Genomic DNA, 18,074 nt, shown 5'->3' on the forward strand with positions numbered 1-18,074 from the left:
ATCCTGAATTAATTTACTTTTTTACACGGTAAAATTAGTACCTGACCGCTAGTATTACTTTCGTCTGGAGGCGTGATTTCACAGGTATTATCTCCCCACTGAAGACGTAATTTACTGTCTTCCTGAAGCCCACTGAGATAGGCATAACCCTCATCAGCAACCAGACCGACATCTTTACCGCTGGTAATATCCACGATGGTCACACCCAGCGGTGGATAGCGGCCATCTTCCTGTCTGATAACACCGAATATCTGATTACCTTTTGTTGCATTCAGCTTCGCATAGCCAATTGCCCCTTCGGTGAGCGTCGTGCTAATGACTGAATTATTGATATCTACGCCATCCGGTAATTTATCGCTGTCCACACGAACAGAGGAAGTCATGTAATTACTGACCGAGTTGGTAACAGCAATACCCATCATGTTGGTCACAGTGCGTTTATCACTTAACGGAACACCGCTAATACCATCGCTGTCGACCATCATGCGGGCATTATTGCCGTTGCTGTTATCATGAAGCGCCATTCCATGACGCGTAGAAGTGAACGATCCGTTCCAGCCCGCCATAATGGAGTTATAAGCGTTGGGCTGAACGCTGCCGTTTACGTTTAAACGTCCATAAGGCGAGTAGTGCTGGTAGCCCGCACGGAGGGTAGGCTCTGCCTTGCGGAAATCACTTTCGTCGCCCGCTGCCGAAATGTTCCATGAATTGTTGAGGTCGGAAGAGTCATAGTAAGAAGCCGTATGGGACATACCGCCGCTACCATTTTTCTGCATACTCCAGGAAAGTCTTTTGTTTTGCTCCAGCGGAACTGAGAACGTCAGATAATATTGCGTTTGTTCTGTGCCATCCCATTCCGAACGACCGATCGACATTGAGGAGGAGATCCCCCTGAAGCTGCCAATATCAAAATTTCGGCTAACAGACAGCGTATAGTTAGTGCTGGCAGACTCATCCCAATACGTATTTCGTGACAGGTTGAGATAGGTATTAACCGCTAACGCATCAATATACTGGTTAAAAGAAAGGACATAGCTCTCTTTCTCGTTGTAATTCGAGTTGTCACCGCTTCGTGCCGTGAGGTATTCACTCATGGTAACGTATTCTTTGTCGGAGAAACGATAGCCTGCAAACGTCACTTGACTGCCAGTCGATTCAAACCGTTTGGCATAGTTCATACGGTAGCTATAGCCACGCTGTTTCTCGTCATCCTGCTTATTCCCGGTGCGCAAATTTGCCTGCGCCCGCGTCACATCAAATGAGAGAGAGCCAAAGCTGTTCAGGTTAAAACCCATACCTGCGGTGGCGGCCTGGTAGTCGTCAGCTGTCAGTAACGCCCCGCCATAAAGTGAGGTATTCCCCGCCCATCCCCAGGAAAATTCGCCGGTCCAGAACATGGGGTTATTTACATCGGTATGACCCACAGAGGTAGGTTTACCGGTTGAAGCTTTGTAACGTACCTGACCTTTACGGGTCAGGAAAGGGATTGAAGATGCGCCGACCTGGAAGGTATTTTTGCGTCCATCCTCTTCTTCCACGGTCACATCAAGCTGCCCCTGGAAAGTATCACCGATATCCGTGATATTAAACGGCCCAGGGGAAACCGTCGTTTGGTAAACCATTCGTCCGTTCTGGGTGACGGTAATTTTAGCGTTAGTCTGCGCAATACCGGTAATTTGCGGCGCGTATCCCTGCAAGTCAGGCGGCAGCATATTGTCGTCACTTTCCAGCGACGCACCGGTAAAATGGAACGTATCGTATAAATCTGAATTCAGATCGTACTGACCCAGAGTCAGTTTCGAGGCAATAGAGGGAATGGGACGAAACAGATAGGTACGATCCATTCCGCTATTGCTGCTGGTTGAATGGCCATCTACGTACGATTTGTCGTACTGATAATCCGAGCGCAAACGCCATGCGCCAAGGTTAAAACCCAGCGTGCCATAGGAGCTGAGACTCTGGCTCTTATCACCCTCATCAGGATCATACTGACTGGCATACACGTTGTAATCCAGTATGAGTCCGGCAATACCATCATCCCAAAACTCCGGTGGCGTCCAGTTTTTGGCCTGATATTTCATCCACGCCTGGGGCGCAATAAGGGTGACGACCATATCGGCTTTGTCCAGCCTGACGACAAGTTCAGGTTTGTTGACGACATCTAAACACCCCTGTGGGTTGATGGGGTGCAACTGCTGGATGAATTCATCCGCGAAACCAAACGCTGTTAAGTCTTCATTGGTCAGACAAAGAAGCGAACCACTTTCGTTATCGGCTTTGATCCACTCAAATGACCATGTATTCGGGAAGCGTCTTTTATTGATATCAACATTGGCAATATATTGCCCCGCCGGAATAAATCCTTTTTTTTCAAATTGGCTGAGGTCAATATTTTCTTTATCTTCAAGATCGAGCATACCAGTATTGAACTGAACCGCCCAGGCAGGTGTAAGTGTTGCCGCAGTGATGATCACCGGGTACAGAGACTGTTTTATTAAAACAAATAATTTGCTTAAAGCGACCTTTTTTTTATTTTCCATAAAATTCGTTTCTTTTAATAAAACATTGAAAAGTCGGTGATTCCCTCACCGACTTTGACTACAGAATAATCAATCGCGAAGCGATTAGTTGTAAGCCAGAACGTAATTGACGTCGGATTTAACGTTACCCGGGGTTACAGCACCCGGCGTTGCCACAGCTTCCATACGGGCTTTGAAAGTCAGAACCTGATTAGAGTTGTCCGCAACCAGATTCACGAGCTGTTCAGTGCCCATTACTACGTTTGCACCACTCTGGGTCAGGAGACGAACGCCCACGCCTGTCGCTGAGCCGTAGAGACCGTCTTCAGTGTTTTTCAGCAGGTTAGTGCTGCTATCCGCATTAGCAGATGAGAAAGTCACTTTTACTTTATCGATAGTTGTGCCCCCCGTCGTCAGAATACAATCTTGCAGACGGATATTGACGTCAACCGGTCTTGATTTGCTATCGCCATTCAGGACTTTATCAGCGACCTGGCCCAGATTAATTGTCTGATCTTCATCGCCTGGAACGATAGAGCAAGGCGCGGTAATAACGATGCCCTGGAACGTAATTTTCCCGTGGCCCTGGTCAGCAGCAGAGGCATTGAAAACAGCGCCAGAAAAAGCAGAAGCAGCGATTACAGCTAATAGTGTTTTTTTGAACATTTTATATAATCCTTTACAATAATAATACCTAGTCACCCTCCAACTGATAATTTAATATCATTAGAGGTGATTCTTAGATAAGAATGAATAAAACTATTTGAGTGTAATATTTCTCTCTAGTCCTTATTACAGATAAAAACTTACCATTAAGGATTTACTTTATTAAATTAGATAAATTTAATAAAGAATTCAGTCAACCTACATACATACACACACAAAATGAAACAAATGGAAACATAAGCAAATTCTTAAAGTATAGTGATAAACACCGTTTTTCATCACATGCAAACTCATTGAAAAAACGGATTATTGATTTATTTATCAAAATTAAATAAATTAATAATATGTATAATCATAAAACATTTAAATAATATATAAATTTAATGAATAATAAATTTCAGCTCTGTAAAGCTGATTGACAAAAAAATGACGTTTTATAGTGAGTAAAAGATCGCTATCACGAGAAAGGTATCATTAGAAGCAAAGAAGAGCCAAGATCTCTTTACAACGTTGGCTCTTCTTCGCTGCTTTTGCAGCATAAATGATGATGAGTACAAGCAATTAAGGCTGCCAGTAGCTCATCGCCAGCCCTAAGAACAGCACCAGACCGACGTAGTTATTGTTCATAAACGCTTTAAAACAGGCATCACGCTCGCGATTGACGATCAGTTTCTGCTGATATACAAACAGCGCGCCAGCCACCAGCAGAGACCAGTAATAACCCAGTCCCAGCCCGTTTAGCCAACCCACCAGCGCCATCAGCACCAGTACGCCCACCTGCAGGATACCAATGATCAGCTTGTCGTTTTGACCGAACAGAATCGCGGTCGATTTAATGCCGATCTTCAGGTCATCATCGCGGTCAACCATCGCATACTGCGTGTCGTAGGCCACCGCCCAGAGAATATTGGCGAGGAACATCAGCCAGCAGCTCAGCGGTACGGACTCGCTCACGGCGGCGAACGCCATCGGGATCGACCAGCCAAACGCCGCCCCCAGCACCACCTGCGGCAGGTGCGTATAGCGCTTCATGAACGGGTAAACCCACGCCAGCGCTAACGCCGCAACGGACAACAAAATGGTCATCGTGTTGAGCGTCAAAACCAGCAGGAAGGCCAGCAGTACCAATACGACGAACAGCGTTCGGGCCTCTTTTTCAGTGACGGCCCCGCTCGGCAACGGGCGATTTGCGGTGCGTTTAACGTGTCCGTCAAATTTCCTGTCGGCATAATCATTCACCACGCAGCCGGCGGCGCGCATTAACCAAACGCCAGCGACAAAAACCGCCAGGATCCACAATTGCGGCATGCCTGGGGTTGCCACCCACAATGCCCACAGCGTAGGCCAGAGCAGCAGTAAGGCACCGATTGGCTTATCCGTACGCATCAAGCGGTGAAATGCCAGCAGCTTATTCTGCGTCAGACTCCACTCCATCTTTATCTTCCTCTCAGTACAACGGCGATGCAGGTAGAAAAAGCTCGGTAAGCATCAGCGGCTTACCGCTCAGCCGCAGGCGGGAACGGCGCCCCCACAGCGCTGCATCGCGGCCAATCTCAATAAAATCTCGGGTCAATGTCGATGATGTAAACAGGTAACGTCCGAGCGGGGTTTTTCCCAGATTTTGTAAGGCCAGCTCAGGGCCGCACAAGGTTGATTCAGGCACCACGGTCCGCCCGGCAAGCCAGGGTTCACCATCCGCGCATAACAGGATCTCACGTAACCAATAACGGGACTCTTTAGGCAGCAGCGGCAGCTCTTCAGGCACCTCATTTTGCCCAACGAATGCTTCGCGAATCAACGTTACGGTGACCTGTTTTCCCTGCTGCTCAAAACGTTTAGTCATGGAATCTTCCAGTAACAACCAGTCGAGCAGTTGGGCGTCCAGCGCCGGGATCGCATCAAAATAACGCAGCGCACGCAGTTGCGTTAACGCAGGGTGTGGCATGCCTTACTCTCCGATTTATAACTTGAAGGCATTGTATCGCAGAAAATGCATTACGGGGTGAGCAAACACAATTAAGTGATCGCCAGAGCAACATAAGTGTAACAATTAGCACCGAAGGATAAAAAAAGGTGCGCCAGGAGACGCACCAGTTGTTGCAAAATCAACAATGCGGGGCGATGTTTACCCCTTGCCTTTTACACTGCTGATAAAGGTGGATCGGGCAGATTTGGATCCCAGACGCTCAGCTTCATCAAGCAGCTTCAGCGCTTTATCGACATCGCCTTTCGCAACGGCATCCTTAATGCCCTGGTTAAAATAACTTTCCGTGTCGTTCAGCATCGGCTCACTTTTCTTCACCGGTTGTGGCGCTGGAGCAGCAACGGCTGCTGCCGGAGCCGCATAGGTCACCGCAGGCGCGGCGGTATTGCCCACCGTGACAGGACCAGGGCCGGATGAGCCAAACAGCGGCCCGACCAGAACACTGGAGGAGGAGCTGGTTTTGACTTTCAGTTTCAGTAAACCGTCGGTGGTATGACGGGCGATCGGGTCTGGAATATCCGGAATAGCGTTACCTACGCCCTTGGCATAGGCTTTTGCCGGGTCAAGCAGGGTTGTGGTCTGCTGGAGATCTTTATCAGTGGTAAAGACCAAAACATAGAGTTTTTGCTGACCCAGCGCTGGCGTCAGACGCATTACCCCTTCCAGACGATCGGCACTCATCACGCCGGGCTCCTGGTAGGTAAAATAGCTGCTGGGGAAGAACGCAGATGGCGTCATGTTTTGGTCAAGAATTAATACGTTTGGCGCAAATACGCTGGTTTGTTTATTCACTTCACTGGACAGCGTCAGGGTGAGCTCGCCAATATTCGCCGGGACGCTATACGCAGCGACCGGGCCAGTAATACCGGCGACATCCAGACGCTGACCCGCTGTCGCAAGCGGCGAAGACTGGGTTTTGGATTGATCAACAGGCGTCCAGGTTAACTGCTGCAGCGCCGCAGTGGGAATAGATGGGGCCGCGGTGGTGTTCTGCGGAACAATATTCACATCGGCTAGGCTGATGCCAGGAGCGCTGGCAAATAACCCTGCAGATAAACAAAGGGCAACGAGACTTTTCTTCATTTTCATTGTTATCACCTCAGATAGCATGGGTTCAGCGGTGGCCAGGCAATAGCGCGCTAAACCGTAATCAAGAGGGGCTTGCGCCCCTCTTTCGGTCTTTACGTCAGGTTAGTGCTGAATTACCACCAGATTTCCATCTGGGCACCGAAGGACCACTCATCGCTGTCGCCACGGCTGGTTGTGCTGAGGCCAGAGTTCGTTGCCGCTGCGAATTTGGTTACGTCGTTACCATTTTTGATGTAACCCCACTCTTCATCCCATTTTGCATAGGTTGCGAAGACGCGGATTGCCGGACGAGACCAGATGCTGTCACCCGCCTGCCATTGTTGGGCCAGGGTGATTTTGTACTGGCTGTTGCGATCGCTGGTCTGCTGAGATTTGACGTTGTCGTAACCGACTTCCAGCAGGGTGCTCATGATTGGCGTCCATTTATACATCGGGCGAATACCGACGGTGTACCATTCGGTCCCCAGGTCGTTATCCATGTCGAGGTTCTGATACATACCGACGTACATCAGGTCCCACTTGTCGCCCAGGGAGATTGCACCGTGGTCCAGCACGCGGAACAGGCTACCGTTGTTATTCACAACATTGTTGGCATAGTTGGTTTTAACGCCAGTAACGGGATCTTCAATGGTCGTAGTGGAAGAACCATAAGACCCCTGGTTCAGGCCTTTGCCCTGGGTGGTCATGGAATCTGTGGCGTACTGAACGACAAACTTGTTGTAGCCCTTCAGCATGCTCTGGGTATGTTCAGCGGTGAACATCCAACCATCTTTAGATGCGCCGTCCGCCAGCCTGTAATCATCGGTGGTATTCGCGCGACCATAGTCAACGCCCAGTTCCAACATCCCATCCGGGTTAGTTGCCAACTGCGCTAAACGAACGTCAAATACATCGTTCGCGGTGTCTTTGGTACGATCATAGATATTCTGGCTGCTGAAAGCGTATGAACCACCCGCTTCCTGTGAACGGCTCGCTGCCAAAGACAGTTTACCGAAGCCCAGATCGATGTTTTCAATACCGGCGCCAGGACCTGAAATATCCCAGTAGTAGAAGTCGATCATGTGTACGTCATGACGCTGGTAGAAGCGCTTACCGGCCCAGATAGTGGAGCCTGGCAGCCATTCGATCAGGTTTTTACCCTGCACGTTTGCTTCACGGAATGCCGGGTCTGTGCCTTCCCAGTCATTCTGCTGTGCGACGGAGTAAGCAACGTTGGTGTCGAAGTAGAAGCTCTTATCGCCTTCTTTCCACACTTCCTGACCTAATTTGATTTCCGCATAGGTTTCACATTCGTTACCGAGACGGTATTTACTTTGTGCACCGGTTGCCTGGAAACACTGTTGTTCACCGCCACTCCCTGTCCAGCCAATACCGGAACGAGCGTAACCGTGGAAATCTACAGCCATTGCCTGAACAGACATAATGCCTGCTGCTACAGCAACCGCCAGAGGGAGTTTGCGCAGAGTAATCATCGTTCTATCTCCTGAGATCATTGCTTTTCTTTAAACGCGTCCCCCTTCGGGCTGCCTCTTTGTTGGCTGCGTTCTTTCACCCCAGTCGCGTACTCTTTGTACACTCCCGGGGATTCATTTACTTGCCGCCTCGATGTAGCTTCGAATGGCTTTGCGTTTCGTTTTTTATGGGGACCTTAAACGCCCGGCTCTTGATGCAACCGACGACATGCAGTGCCATCCTCACGGAACAGATGGCAACGCTCTGGCGGCAGGCCGATAGCGAATGTGGCACCCTCTTCTACCAACACCACGTCGTTCTGGCGGTAAACCAGGTTTTGACGGATGGCGGGGATCTGGATATGAATTTGAGTTTCGTGACCAAGCTGCTCGACCACCTGCACTTCACCTTCGAGGGTGACATCGGCGATATCGCTGGGCAGCAGATGTTCCGGGCGGATACCTAAAGACATGTTGGCACCAACCTGTACCGCATGGCTGTCCACCGGTAGCCATATTTGCTGGCGGTTGGGTAGTTCAACCTGCACCTGATCGATGGCCGTCCCTGTGACTTTCACCGGCAGGAAGTTCATCTTCGGCGAACCAATAAAGCCCGCCACAAAGCGGTCAGCCGGATAGTGGTATAGCTCCAGCGGTTTGCCGACCTGCGCTACGCGACCGGCATCCAGCACCACAATTTTGTCGGCCAGCGTCATCGCTTCGACCTGATCGTGGGTGACGTAAATCATCGTGCGGCCCAGACGTTTATGCAGGCGGGAGATTTCAATACGCATTTGCACACGCAGAGCGGCGTCGAGGTTCGACAGCGGTTCATCCAGCAGGAATACGCGCGGCTCGGCAACCAGCGTTCGGCCAATCGCCACACGCTGACGTTGTCCGCCGGAAAGCGCTTTCGGTTTACGCTCCAGCAGGTGCGCCAGTTGCAGAACTTCCGCGACCTGATTCACGCGCTGATTCATCACCTCTTTTTTTGCGCCAGCCAGTTTGAGGCCAAACGACATGTTTTCTGCGACGGATAAATGGGGATACAACGCGTAGGACTGAAAGACCATGCCCACGCCGCGTTCGGCGGGGGGAATGTCGTTCATCCGGGTCTCCCCGATAAACAGGTCGCCACTGGTGATGGTTTCAAGTCCGGCGATCATACGCAGCAAGGTCGACTTACCGCAGCCTGACGGTCCGACAAACACCACGAATTCCCCTTCGTGAATGTCGAGATTGATATCTTTCGATACCACCACGTCACCCCAGGCTTTCGTTACATTTCGCAGCTGTACGCTCGCCATGCCCTTCTCCCTTCGTTACAACCTGTCATCGACAGCAACATTCATGATGGGCTGACTATGCGTGATCCCTTGACTGCGTGAATCCTCCACCCCCGGCTTTTTTATGGGGGAGGAGGCGGGAGGATGAGAGAACAGCGTCTGAGACCCGGGCCGCACGCCGCGGAGGAATTTCGTGATGCAGCCTGCAAAAATCAGTGGGTTTTTATGTGCGCCAGTACGCAATACTCACATTTATGTAACACAGATCACATAAAGAGCGGGTGGGGCGTAGGGGTAAGGAGGATGGAAAGAGGTTGTCGTATAAAGAAACTAGTAACCGTTAAGCCACCTCTGCAAAATCACCAAACAGGATGGGAACTATGAAAATCAAAACTGGCGCACGCATCCTCGCATTGTCTGCATTAACGACGATGATGTTTTCCGCCTCGGCTCTCGCCAAGATTGAAGAAGGTAAGCTGGTTATCTGGATTAACGGCGACAAAGGCTATAACGGCCTCGCTGAAGTGGGCAAAAAATTCGAGAAAGACACCGGTATCAAAGTCACCATTGAGCACCCGGACAAACTGGAAGAGAAGTTCCCACAGGTTGCCGCGACTGGCGATGGCCCGGACATCATCTTCTGGGCACATGACCGTTTTGGCGGCTATGCTCAGTCTGGCCTGCTGGCTGAAATCACCCCAGATAAAGCGTTCCAGGACAAACTCTATCCGTTCACCTGGGATGCCGTACGCTATAACGGCAAACTGATTGCCTACCCGATCGCGGTTGAAGCGCTGTCGCTGATTTACAACAAAGACCTCGTTCCGAACCCGCCAAAAACCTGGGAAGAAATTCCTGCGCTGGATAAAGAACTGAAGGCGAAAGGGAAATCCGCGCTGATGTTCAACCTGCAAGAACCGTACTTCACCTGGCCGCTGATTGCCGCCGACGGCGGTTACGCGTTCAAGTTTGAAAACGGCAAGTACGACGTGAAAGACGTGGGCGTGGACAACGCGGGCGCAAAAGCGGGTCTGACCTTCCTGGTTGATCTGATCAAGAACAAACACATGAACGCGGATACCGATTACTCCATCGCCGAAGCGGCCTTTAACAAAGGTGACACCGCGATGACCATCAACGGTCCGTGGGCGTGGTCCAACATCGATAAGAGCAAGGTGAATTACGGCGTTGCCCTGCTGCCAACCTTCAAGGGTAAACCGTCCAAACCGTTCGTGGGCGTTCTGAGCGCAGGTATCAACGCTGCCAGCCCGAACAAAGAACTGGCAAAAGAGTTCCTCGAAAACTACCTGCTGACCGATCAGGGTCTGGATGAAGTGAATAAGGACAAACCGCTGGGCGCGGTTGCGCTGAAATCCTTCCAGGATCAGTTAGCAAAAGACCCGCGTATCGCGGCCACCATGGATAACGCCCAGAAAGGCGAGATCATGCCGAACATCCCGCAGATGTCCGCATTCTGGTATGCCGTTCGTACCGCAGTGATCAACGCTGCCAGCGGCCGTCAGACCGTCGATGCCGCGCTGAAAGATGCACAAGGTCGTATCACCAAGTAATACGGTTTCCCTTATTTCTTAGGGAATCAGGTTTATTGAATACGTTGTTACGCGAAATCATTCGCGCTACATCGAGGCGGCAAGGAGGCAAATCCCCAGGAGCTTACATAAGTAAGTGACTGGGGTGAGCTTCCGCAGCCAACAAAGAGGTAGTGCGAAGGATAAAGCGTAAAGAGGATTGATCCCCATGGATGTCATTAAAAAGAAACACTGGTGGCAAAGCGACCGGCTGAAATGGTCAGTGATGGGTCTGCTTGGGCTGCTGGTCGGTTACCTTGTTGTTTTGATGTATGCTCAGGGGGAGTACCTGTTTGCCATCATGACGCTGATTTTAAGCTCTGCTGGCCTGTATATTTTTGCTAACCGTAAAGCCTACGCCTGGCGCTATGTTTACCCAGGCGTTGCAGGGATGGGGCTGTTTGTCCTGTTTCCGCTAATTTGTACTATCGCAATTGCCTTTACCAACTACAGCAGCACCAACCAACTGACCTTTGAACGTGCTCAGGAAGTCCTGATGGACCGTTCTTATCAGGCGGGGAAAACCTACAACTTCGGCCTGTATCCGGCGGGTACGGAGTGGCAACTGGCCCTCACCGACGGTGAAACTGGCAAGAATTATCTCTCCGACGCCTTTAAATTTGGCGGCGAACAGAAACTGCAGTTGAAAGAAGCCGAGGCGCTGCCAGAGGGCGAACGTGCGACGCTGCGTATCATCACGCAAAATCGCCAGGCGTTAACCCAACTCACCGCCATCCTGCCAGATGAAAGCAAAGTGATTATGAGTTCACTGCGCCAGTTTTCCGGCACGCAGCCACTCTATACGCTCGCTGATGACGGCACGCTCACCAACAGCCAAAGCGGCGTAAAATACCGCGCCAACAACGATATTGGTTATTATCAGGCAATTAACGCTGACGGTAGCTGGGGTAACGAAAAACTCAGCCCAGGCTATACCGTTGCCATCGGATGGGACAACTTCGCCCGCGTATTTACCGACGAAGGCATTCAGAAACCGTTCTTCGCCATCTTTGTCTGGACGGTGGTCTTCTCCGTTCTGACCGTGATCCTCACCGTGGCCGTGGGGATGGTACTGGCCTGTCTCGTACAGTGGGAGTCTCTCAAAGGCAAAGCGATTTACCGTGTCCTGCTGATTCTGCCGTATGCCGTACCGTCGTTTATTTCGATTCTGATTTTCAAAGGACTGTTCAACCAGAGCTTCGGTGAAATCAACATGATGCTGAGCGCACTGTTTGGCATCAAACCGGCCTGGTTCAGCGACCCAACCACCGCGCGTTCGATGATTATTATCGTCAACACCTGGCTTGGTTACCCGTACATGATGATCCTGTGCATGGGTCTGCTTAAAGCGATCCCTGACGACCTGTATGAAGCGTCGGCGATGGATGGTGCAGGTCCGTTCCAGAACTTCTTTAAGATTACGTTGCCACTGCTGATTAAGCCGCTGACGCCGCTGATGATCGCCAGCTTCGCCTTTAACTTTAACAACTTCGTGCTGATTCAACTGTTGACCAACGGTGGTCCAGACCGTCTTGGTACCACCACGCCAGCAGGCTATACCGACCTGCTCGTGAGCTACACCTACCGTATCGCCTTCGAAGGCGGCGGTGGTCAGGACTTCGGTCTGGCGGCGGCGATTGCCACGCTGATCTTCCTGCTGGTCGGTGCGCTGGCCATCGTGAACCTGAAAGCCACGCGTATGAAGTTTGATTAAGGGAGACAACGAACATGGCTATGGTACAACCCAAATCTCAGAAACTGCGTCTCTTAACAACGCACTTGCTGCTGCTGATTTTCATTGCAGCGATCATGTTCCCGCTGCTGATGGTTATCGCTATCTCGCTGCGTGAAGGTAACTTTGCCACCGGTAGCCTGATCCCGGAAAACATCTCCTGGGAACACTGGAAACTGGCGTTGGGCTTTAGCGTTGAGCATGCGGATGGCCGCGTGACACCGCCGCCGTTCCCGGTGCTGTTATGGCTGTGGAACTCGGTGAAAGTAGCCACCATTACCGCGATCGGTATCGTGACGCTTTCCACCACCTGCGCTTACGCCTTTGCCCGTATGCGCTTCCCGGGCAAAGCAACCCTGCTGAAAGGGATGCTGATATTCCAGATGTTCCCGGCGGTGCTGTCTCTGGTCGCGTTGTATGCTTTGTTTGACCGCCTGGGCCAGTACATTCCGTTTATTGGTCTGAACACTCACGGTGGCGTGATCTTCGCCTATCTTGGCGGTATTGCGCTGCATGTGTGGACGATTAAGGGCTATTTCGAAACCATCGACGGTTCGCTGGAAGAAGCGGCCGCGCTGGATGGCGCAACGCCATGGCAGGCATTCCGCCTGGTGTTGCTGCCGCTTTCCGTTCCGATTCTGGCGGTCGTGTTTATTCTGTCTTTCATTGCCGCGATTACCGAAGTACCGGTCGCATCACTGCTGCTGCGTGATGTGAACAGCTATACCCTTGCGGTAGGTATGCAGCAGTACCTCAATCCACAGAACTATTTGTGGGGCGACTTTGCCGCCGCAGCTGTACTTTCAGCCATTCCGATCACTCTGGTGTTCCTGCTGGCACAGCGCTGGCTGGTCAACGGACTGACGGCGGGTGGTGTGAAAGGTTAAGTTTTACCGAAGTAACTGCCCGGCAACGGGCAATGCCACTGCAACCCTCAACTTATGTTATCCCAACCTGTGACTGTTATTCGGCGCTCTACGGAGCGCCCTTTTTTATGTTATTTTGCATTACGCTTACGATTATTTCCTTTCGTGCTCCCCATCACTGCAAATCAATTTTTCGCCTGAAATTCGAAAATTAAACAGAATTAGTTTGGCGCAGGCGTTATCAACCTTAGCTTTACCGTATTGGCGATCATGACGGTGGATAAATTTGAAGAACTGTGGGAACCCGCGGCGGAGAAAACCCAGCCGGCCTCTGCGCAGTAATTTTTACCCAAAACACGCCGCAGCCCAATTGCGGCGTGTTGTCTTTTACTCTCGCTTCAGCCGTTTGGAATTACACAGCCACAGGGTGATCACCAGCAGCAGGATCGCCGCAGAATAGATCAGCACATCCATCGGCGCTTTATGATCGACAATGATCAGCCGCACAATCGCAGTGATCCCGATATAGACAAAGTAGCGCAGCGGAAAGTGAAAACCTGACTGAAAGTACTTCACAATCAGCGCGATAAATTCAAAGTAGAGAAAGTAAACCACCAGCCCTTCCACCAGTTCATACTTGCTGGTTTGTTCCGGCGCGAACAGCACATCCGCCAGATGCAGCGTTTCTTTCCCGAGGAATACGACCAGGATCAGGCCCAGACTCAGCAACCCCAGATTCAACACGGTCTGTAAAATAGTGGAGATAAACTCCACGCGCGGACGAGATAGCGACGTCATAACAGCACCTCTTACTCAGTGGCAAGGTTCCTGTATAACGCAAAAATGTGACAGAGATCTACATTTTTTGTTTATATTTTGTGCAAGAAAGGTCAGCAGGGAATGATGTATGTCACGACACATTTCACAGGATGAATTATGCAGCTCAGACAATCCGCTGTTCGCAACGTTACCTGCGGTGAGAACGTGGTGATCTATGAACCCGCAAATCTCTACGACTGCACATTAGGGGACAACGTTTTTGTCGGACCATTTGTTGAAATCCAGGGTAATACGCAGATTGGCGCAGACAGCAAAATTCAGTCGCACACCTTCATCTGCGAATATGTCACCCTCGGCGCTCGCTGTTTTATCGGTCACGGCGTGATGTTCGCCAACGATATGTTTCGCGAAGGAAAACCCAATGCCGACCGCAACAGTTGGGGACGTATTACGATTGGCGACGATGTCTCGATCGGCAGCGGAGCGACCATTCTGGCGGTCACTATCTGTGATGGCGTGGTCGTCGGCGCGGGGAGCGTGGTGACCAAATCGATCACCGAGAAAGGCGTGTATGCGGGAAATCCGGCAAAATTATTACGTCGTTTATAGAGCCGGATAAGCGCAGGTCCCATCCGGCCATCTATCAGCGGAAGTTTTCACTCCTGTCGCTGGTCATGTCGTACAGACCAAACTTACGTCCAAGCTGCTGGCCGCCATCGCGTGTTAACGGCGTCCAGCCAATCGCCGCACGACTGCGGGTTGGGCCTGACGAGAACAGATCCAGCGGCACAGAAACGTACACCCCTTTGGTAAAATCACCCTCTCCGTACTCATCCGGCGAGGCGTCGGTGATGGTCGCATAGCCCCCCACCACTACGCCGCTGTCAAAGCGTTTCGCCACTTCCAGCGTTCCGCCCTTATCCCCCGCCAGATACTGCCCCACGCTGGCTTTCACCAGTACATCCTGGGCGAACGAAGGATTCCAGTAAGCCGTCAAATGCCCGGTCTTCACGCTGTAGTCGGTGAACTTCATCATGTCCTGCGCGCTGCGCCAGTCACGCTGTTTCACGTAGTTGGCGTCAACACCAAACGCCCAGTTGCTGTCCAGCGGGCGATACAGCACTTCTGCCCCCGCTCCGCCGTACATAGTTTCCAGATAGCCCCCGTAAACCTGTCCGTAGAACCCATTTCCGAGTGACTGGAAGTAGTTGGCCTGCAGGTTATTCACGTAGACATCGTTTTGCACATACTCACGCACATGGGTACGCACGCGTGGTAAATGCGAATCCTGCGGCGGGTTGGTGTAGTTAAACTTGTCATAGTTATTGGCGAGGTTGGCGAACAAACTCCCGGTGGTCAGCAGATGATCGGTAACCCACAAATCCGCCGTTCCCATCACGCCCAACTGATACATATAGAAGTTTTCCGGGCCGCCCACCGACTGATTTAGCACCGGATCGATGTGGAAATTGAAGCGCGACTTATCAATATACCAGCCCTGCTCGGTCGTTTTCGGTACCACGGGCTCGACGCGTTTTTGTGTCAGTTGAGTTTCATGGCCCAACGGCTCGCCTTCCAGATGGCGCTTGAGGCTGGAAACCTCCGTTTCGGTCGTCACCTGCGGCAAGTTAAGGCGATTTTCCGTAATGCGGATCGTGCGGATCCCATCGGGAAGATCGTTCATCACGATCCGGTTAGCACGCTCGATCCCTTCGCGCGAATCACGGTATTTCACCTGTTCACCCGTCACATACAGCGTATCGCCCTGCACCTGAATTTTAGGATCCGCCAGCCCGGCGTTATATTTCAGCAGCGTTAACTGATTCGCCACCACCGAATGTTGCAGGATGGCATCCTGCGGCTGTGGTTGATATTTCGGGCGGGTATTGTCGTTATAGTTTGGTCGCAGATCGTTAAAGTTAGTCCGCAGCGTGACCCCAAACATCAAGGTGTTCCCGCGCTCATAGCTGAGGTTAACGTCGGCCCAATCGGTGACGCGATAAATAGCGCCGACGTTAAACTTGCTCTTCTGCTCCAACTTGCCGGCAAAATCCTGCTGGTAATTATTACCTTCATACTCCAGTTTCAGGCGCAGCGGCTGCCAGGGAGTCTGATACTCTACGCCGCCAAACAGCGACGCCGGGCCGTGGAACATCTGGCTACCGTCAATAGAACCGGCCTGCTTGTAGCTGTTATCGCGATGGCAAAATTTATCACTGTATGAGCAAAACGGATTGCTAACGTTGCCGCTGGTCCCGAGATATCCCCAGCCAAGGCCGAGAGAGAAATCAAACGGGCCCCAGGCTTTGTTCGCCACCACATACTCCGCATCAAACAGGCCGGTTCCGCCGATATCCCGCGCGCCAACCGCCACCTGCGGCATCCAGTAGCTCTCTTCCCACAGGCGAAGTTTGAGATCAAAAGCCTTATCTTTATAAGTCTGATCGCCAGAAAACGACTCCACGCCGCTGTATTTTTTGGTACGCACATCGGTATAGCGCAGGGTGGTTTCCAGCCAGGGGAAGAGTTGTACCGACGCAGAGTAGTAACGGTATTGATCGTTATCGCGGTAGTTAAGGCTCATTTCGCCTTCACGCGCCATGCGTGCGGTTGGGGTTTGCAGCAGTCCCACGCCGCCAAAATCCGACTGGGAAGGTCCAATGGGCGCGGGCCAGGTTTCACCATGGCAGGCAACGCTTACGCCCAGCGCCAGTAAGCTGAGCAGATAAGTTTTTCTCATTATTCGGGTATCCGCTGAGTCAGGGTGCGAAGAATGTCGGCATTGATTTCATCCGGGGTGCTGCGCCAGACAGCATCAGAGAGCCCGACAAAAATGATGCTGCCGGGCATCGGCTCAACGTGACGTTTGTTCCAGTAGGCGACCGGGACTTTTTGCGTGCGTCCGTCGGGATAGATGACCCAGGCGTAGCTACGATCTGCGCCGCTGAGCCGACGTTGCCCATCGAGATAGCTGGCGATATCGCGCCCGGGTATAAACGGTTGTTTACCCGGATGACTTAGCAGGCCAAACAGCGTTATATCCGTTGGCTGCGGTCCGACCCACAGCGTGTAATTGCCCTGCAACGGCGGGTTGCCTCGCTCACTGACGCGCACAACATCCGGATCGAGATTAATCTTCTGTCTGCCGGTCACCTTCAGCGCCTGAATTTGTTGGCGTAATGCGTTGATAGCCGTGGCATCGTCACCGCTTTCTTCAGCGCTGAGCATCGCCAGACGAGCCAGTAATGCCTGCTGCTGACGCTCTGCCTCCATCGTTGTCCGCTCTTCGCTGATAACCGCTCCTGGCCACCAGCTATTACTCAACCGCGGCTGCCCAACCAGGTCGAGCAGATGTTCGGCCCCGGTCAACGTTTTTGGCTCTTCGCTGGCGGAGGTAAAGACCTTAACGCTACCCGCAGCAAAAACTGACGCTGCGCTCAGGCTCAATAGCAGCGCCACAACGGCTCGTTTCATCATGATTTTGCCGCCTTAATCAGCGTGATTTTCACCGGGAAGTAACGTGCGCCAAGATACTGTTCCGATTGGCGAATCTGCCCTTCGCTGTCGATCCAGTAGCGGTTATGCCAGCGCGTTTGATCGGTGGTGACTTCTTCGTCAAGGATCCGTACTGGCGTATCTTCGCTACCAACCTTAATGGTGTCAGTGCTATCCCATTCGAAAACCGAGTGGGCGGTGGCATAGCGCACCTGCTGATGTTCGGTCCAGCCCATCGTGCGGGTCCACGTTGCCCCATCGACTATCTGGTTTGGTTTGATGAGCGGATCTGCCGCCAGATTATTCACCTCGATCAGGTTATCCCCGCCGAGATGCGTTTTCACCATGCGCCCAGACTGCGTGACGAGAATGGCCCGATCCTGAGTCACCCATTTCTGCTGTCCGTTTTCCGCGAACGCGAGTACCACAAACAGTTGTGGGCCGCCGTTGAGCTGCATGTACTGGCTGGCGTAGGGCATGTTTTTGATTTCATCGTCCGTCATCTGTACGCCGGGAGTACCAAACACGCTATCCCATAGCGAATGACCCAGCCCTTCGGTGGTGGCTGAGCACGCCTGTAATAACAGGCAAACCATTATCAGCGCTGGTCGCTTCAC

Annotated in this window: 15 protein-coding genes; 4 read left to right on the forward strand and 11 right to left on the reverse strand. The window is 51.8% G+C overall.

From position 1 onward, the window contains the following. Window positions 1-8 precede the first annotated feature (8 nt). From HV229_RS23470 to malK, 7 genes are all read right to left on the reverse strand, one after another. On the reverse strand, window positions 9-2,417 hold the full coding sequence (locus HV229_RS23470) for a fimbria/pilus outer membrane usher protein (RefSeq protein ID WP_223949843.1): 2,409 nt from the start codon (window positions 2,415-2,417) through the stop codon (window positions 9-11). A gap of 207 nt (window positions 2,418-2,624) precedes the next feature. Further along, a complete protein-coding gene (locus tag HV229_RS23475) occupies window positions 2,625-3,185 on the reverse strand; it encodes a fimbrial-like protein (protein ID WP_181546509.1) in 561 nt (186 codons plus the stop codon). A 561-nt stretch (window positions 3,186-3,746) separates the two neighbouring features. Then, the gene (gene ubiA, locus HV229_RS23480) at window positions 3,747-4,619 is read right to left on the reverse strand and encodes a 4-hydroxybenzoate octaprenyltransferase (protein ID WP_053389642.1); all 873 of its coding nucleotides are present in this window, start codon (window positions 4,617-4,619) and stop codon (window positions 3,747-3,749) included. A gap of 13 nt (window positions 4,620-4,632) precedes the next feature. Continuing rightward, on the reverse strand, window positions 4,633-5,130 hold the full coding sequence (ubiC, locus tag HV229_RS23485; protein WP_016155346.1) for a chorismate lyase: 498 nt from the start codon (window positions 5,128-5,130) through the stop codon (window positions 4,633-4,635). Between the two features lie 180 nt (window positions 5,131-5,310). Beyond that, complete coding sequence (gene malM, locus HV229_RS23490) at window positions 5,311-6,258, reverse strand: maltose operon protein MalM (RefSeq protein WP_016155345.1); 948 nt, start codon at window positions 6,256-6,258, stop codon at window positions 5,311-5,313. A 113-nt stretch (window positions 6,259-6,371) separates the two neighbouring features. After that, a complete protein-coding gene (locus tag HV229_RS23495; protein WP_047499541.1) occupies window positions 6,372-7,730 on the reverse strand; it encodes a maltoporin in 1,359 nt (452 codons plus the stop codon). A 176-nt stretch (window positions 7,731-7,906) separates the two neighbouring features. Continuing rightward, window positions 7,907-9,016, reverse strand: a complete 1,110-nt coding sequence (gene malK / locus HV229_RS23500) for a maltose/maltodextrin ABC transporter ATP-binding protein MalK (RefSeq protein WP_016155343.1) — start codon at window positions 9,014-9,016, stop codon at window positions 7,907-7,909. 359 nt (window positions 9,017-9,375) lie between these two features. Here malK and malE point away from each other — a divergent pair, with 359 nt between their 5' ends. The 3 genes from malE to malG all read left to right on the forward strand — a co-directional run bounded on the left by malE (window position 9,376) and on the right by malG (window position 13,203). Next, window positions 9,376-10,566: a maltose/maltodextrin ABC transporter substrate-binding protein MalE gene (gene malE / locus HV229_RS23505; protein WP_016155342.1), complete on the forward strand. Its 1,191-nt coding sequence runs from the start codon at window positions 9,376-9,378 to the stop codon at window positions 10,564-10,566. A 187-nt stretch (window positions 10,567-10,753) separates the two neighbouring features. Then, complete coding sequence (malF, locus tag HV229_RS23510; protein WP_047357738.1) at window positions 10,754-12,298, forward strand: maltose ABC transporter permease MalF; 1,545 nt, start codon at window positions 10,754-10,756, stop codon at window positions 12,296-12,298. Window positions 12,299-12,312: 14 nt separating this feature from the next. After that, entirely contained in the window at window positions 12,313-13,203 is an 891-nt protein-coding gene (gene malG / locus HV229_RS23515) for a maltose ABC transporter permease MalG (RefSeq protein ID WP_016155340.1), read from the forward strand. 366 nt (window positions 13,204-13,569) lie between these two features. On the opposite strand, the gene psiE is transcribed toward malG, so the two are convergent. Next, window positions 13,570-13,980, reverse strand: coding sequence for a phosphate-starvation-inducible protein PsiE (gene psiE, locus HV229_RS23520; protein WP_003031674.1), 411 nt, complete (start codon window positions 13,978-13,980; stop codon window positions 13,570-13,572). A 135-nt stretch (window positions 13,981-14,115) separates the two neighbouring features. On the opposite strand from psiE, the gene HV229_RS23525 reads away from it, so the two are divergent. After that, window positions 14,116-14,571 carry an acyltransferase gene (locus HV229_RS23525; protein ID WP_161784581.1) on the forward strand — a complete coding sequence of 152 codons (456 nt, stop codon included), beginning with the start codon at window positions 14,116-14,118 and terminating at the stop codon, window positions 14,569-14,571. 34 nt (window positions 14,572-14,605) lie between these two features. On the opposite strand, the gene HV229_RS23530 is transcribed toward HV229_RS23525, so the two are convergent. The 3 genes from HV229_RS23530 to HV229_RS23540 are packed head-to-tail and all read right to left on the reverse strand — an operon-like array spanning window position 14,606 to window position 18,074. Next, window positions 14,606-16,702: a YjbH domain-containing protein gene (locus HV229_RS23530; RefSeq protein WP_181546511.1), complete on the reverse strand. Its 2,097-nt coding sequence runs from the start codon at window positions 16,700-16,702 to the stop codon at window positions 14,606-14,608. Further along, entirely contained in the window at window positions 16,702-17,439 is a 738-nt protein-coding gene (locus tag HV229_RS23535; RefSeq protein ID WP_181546513.1) for a capsule biosynthesis GfcC family protein, read from the reverse strand. The genes HV229_RS23530 and HV229_RS23535 overlap by 1 nt, the downstream gene beginning before the upstream one ends. Continuing rightward, entirely contained in the window at window positions 17,436-18,074 is a 639-nt protein-coding gene (locus tag HV229_RS23540; protein ID WP_181546515.1) for a YjbF family lipoprotein, read from the reverse strand. The genes HV229_RS23535 and HV229_RS23540 overlap by 4 nt, the downstream gene beginning before the upstream one ends.

The organism is Citrobacter sp. RHBSTW-00524, assembly GCF_013747755.1.
GTDB lineage: Bacteria > Pseudomonadota > Gammaproteobacteria > Enterobacterales > Enterobacteriaceae > Citrobacter > Citrobacter braakii.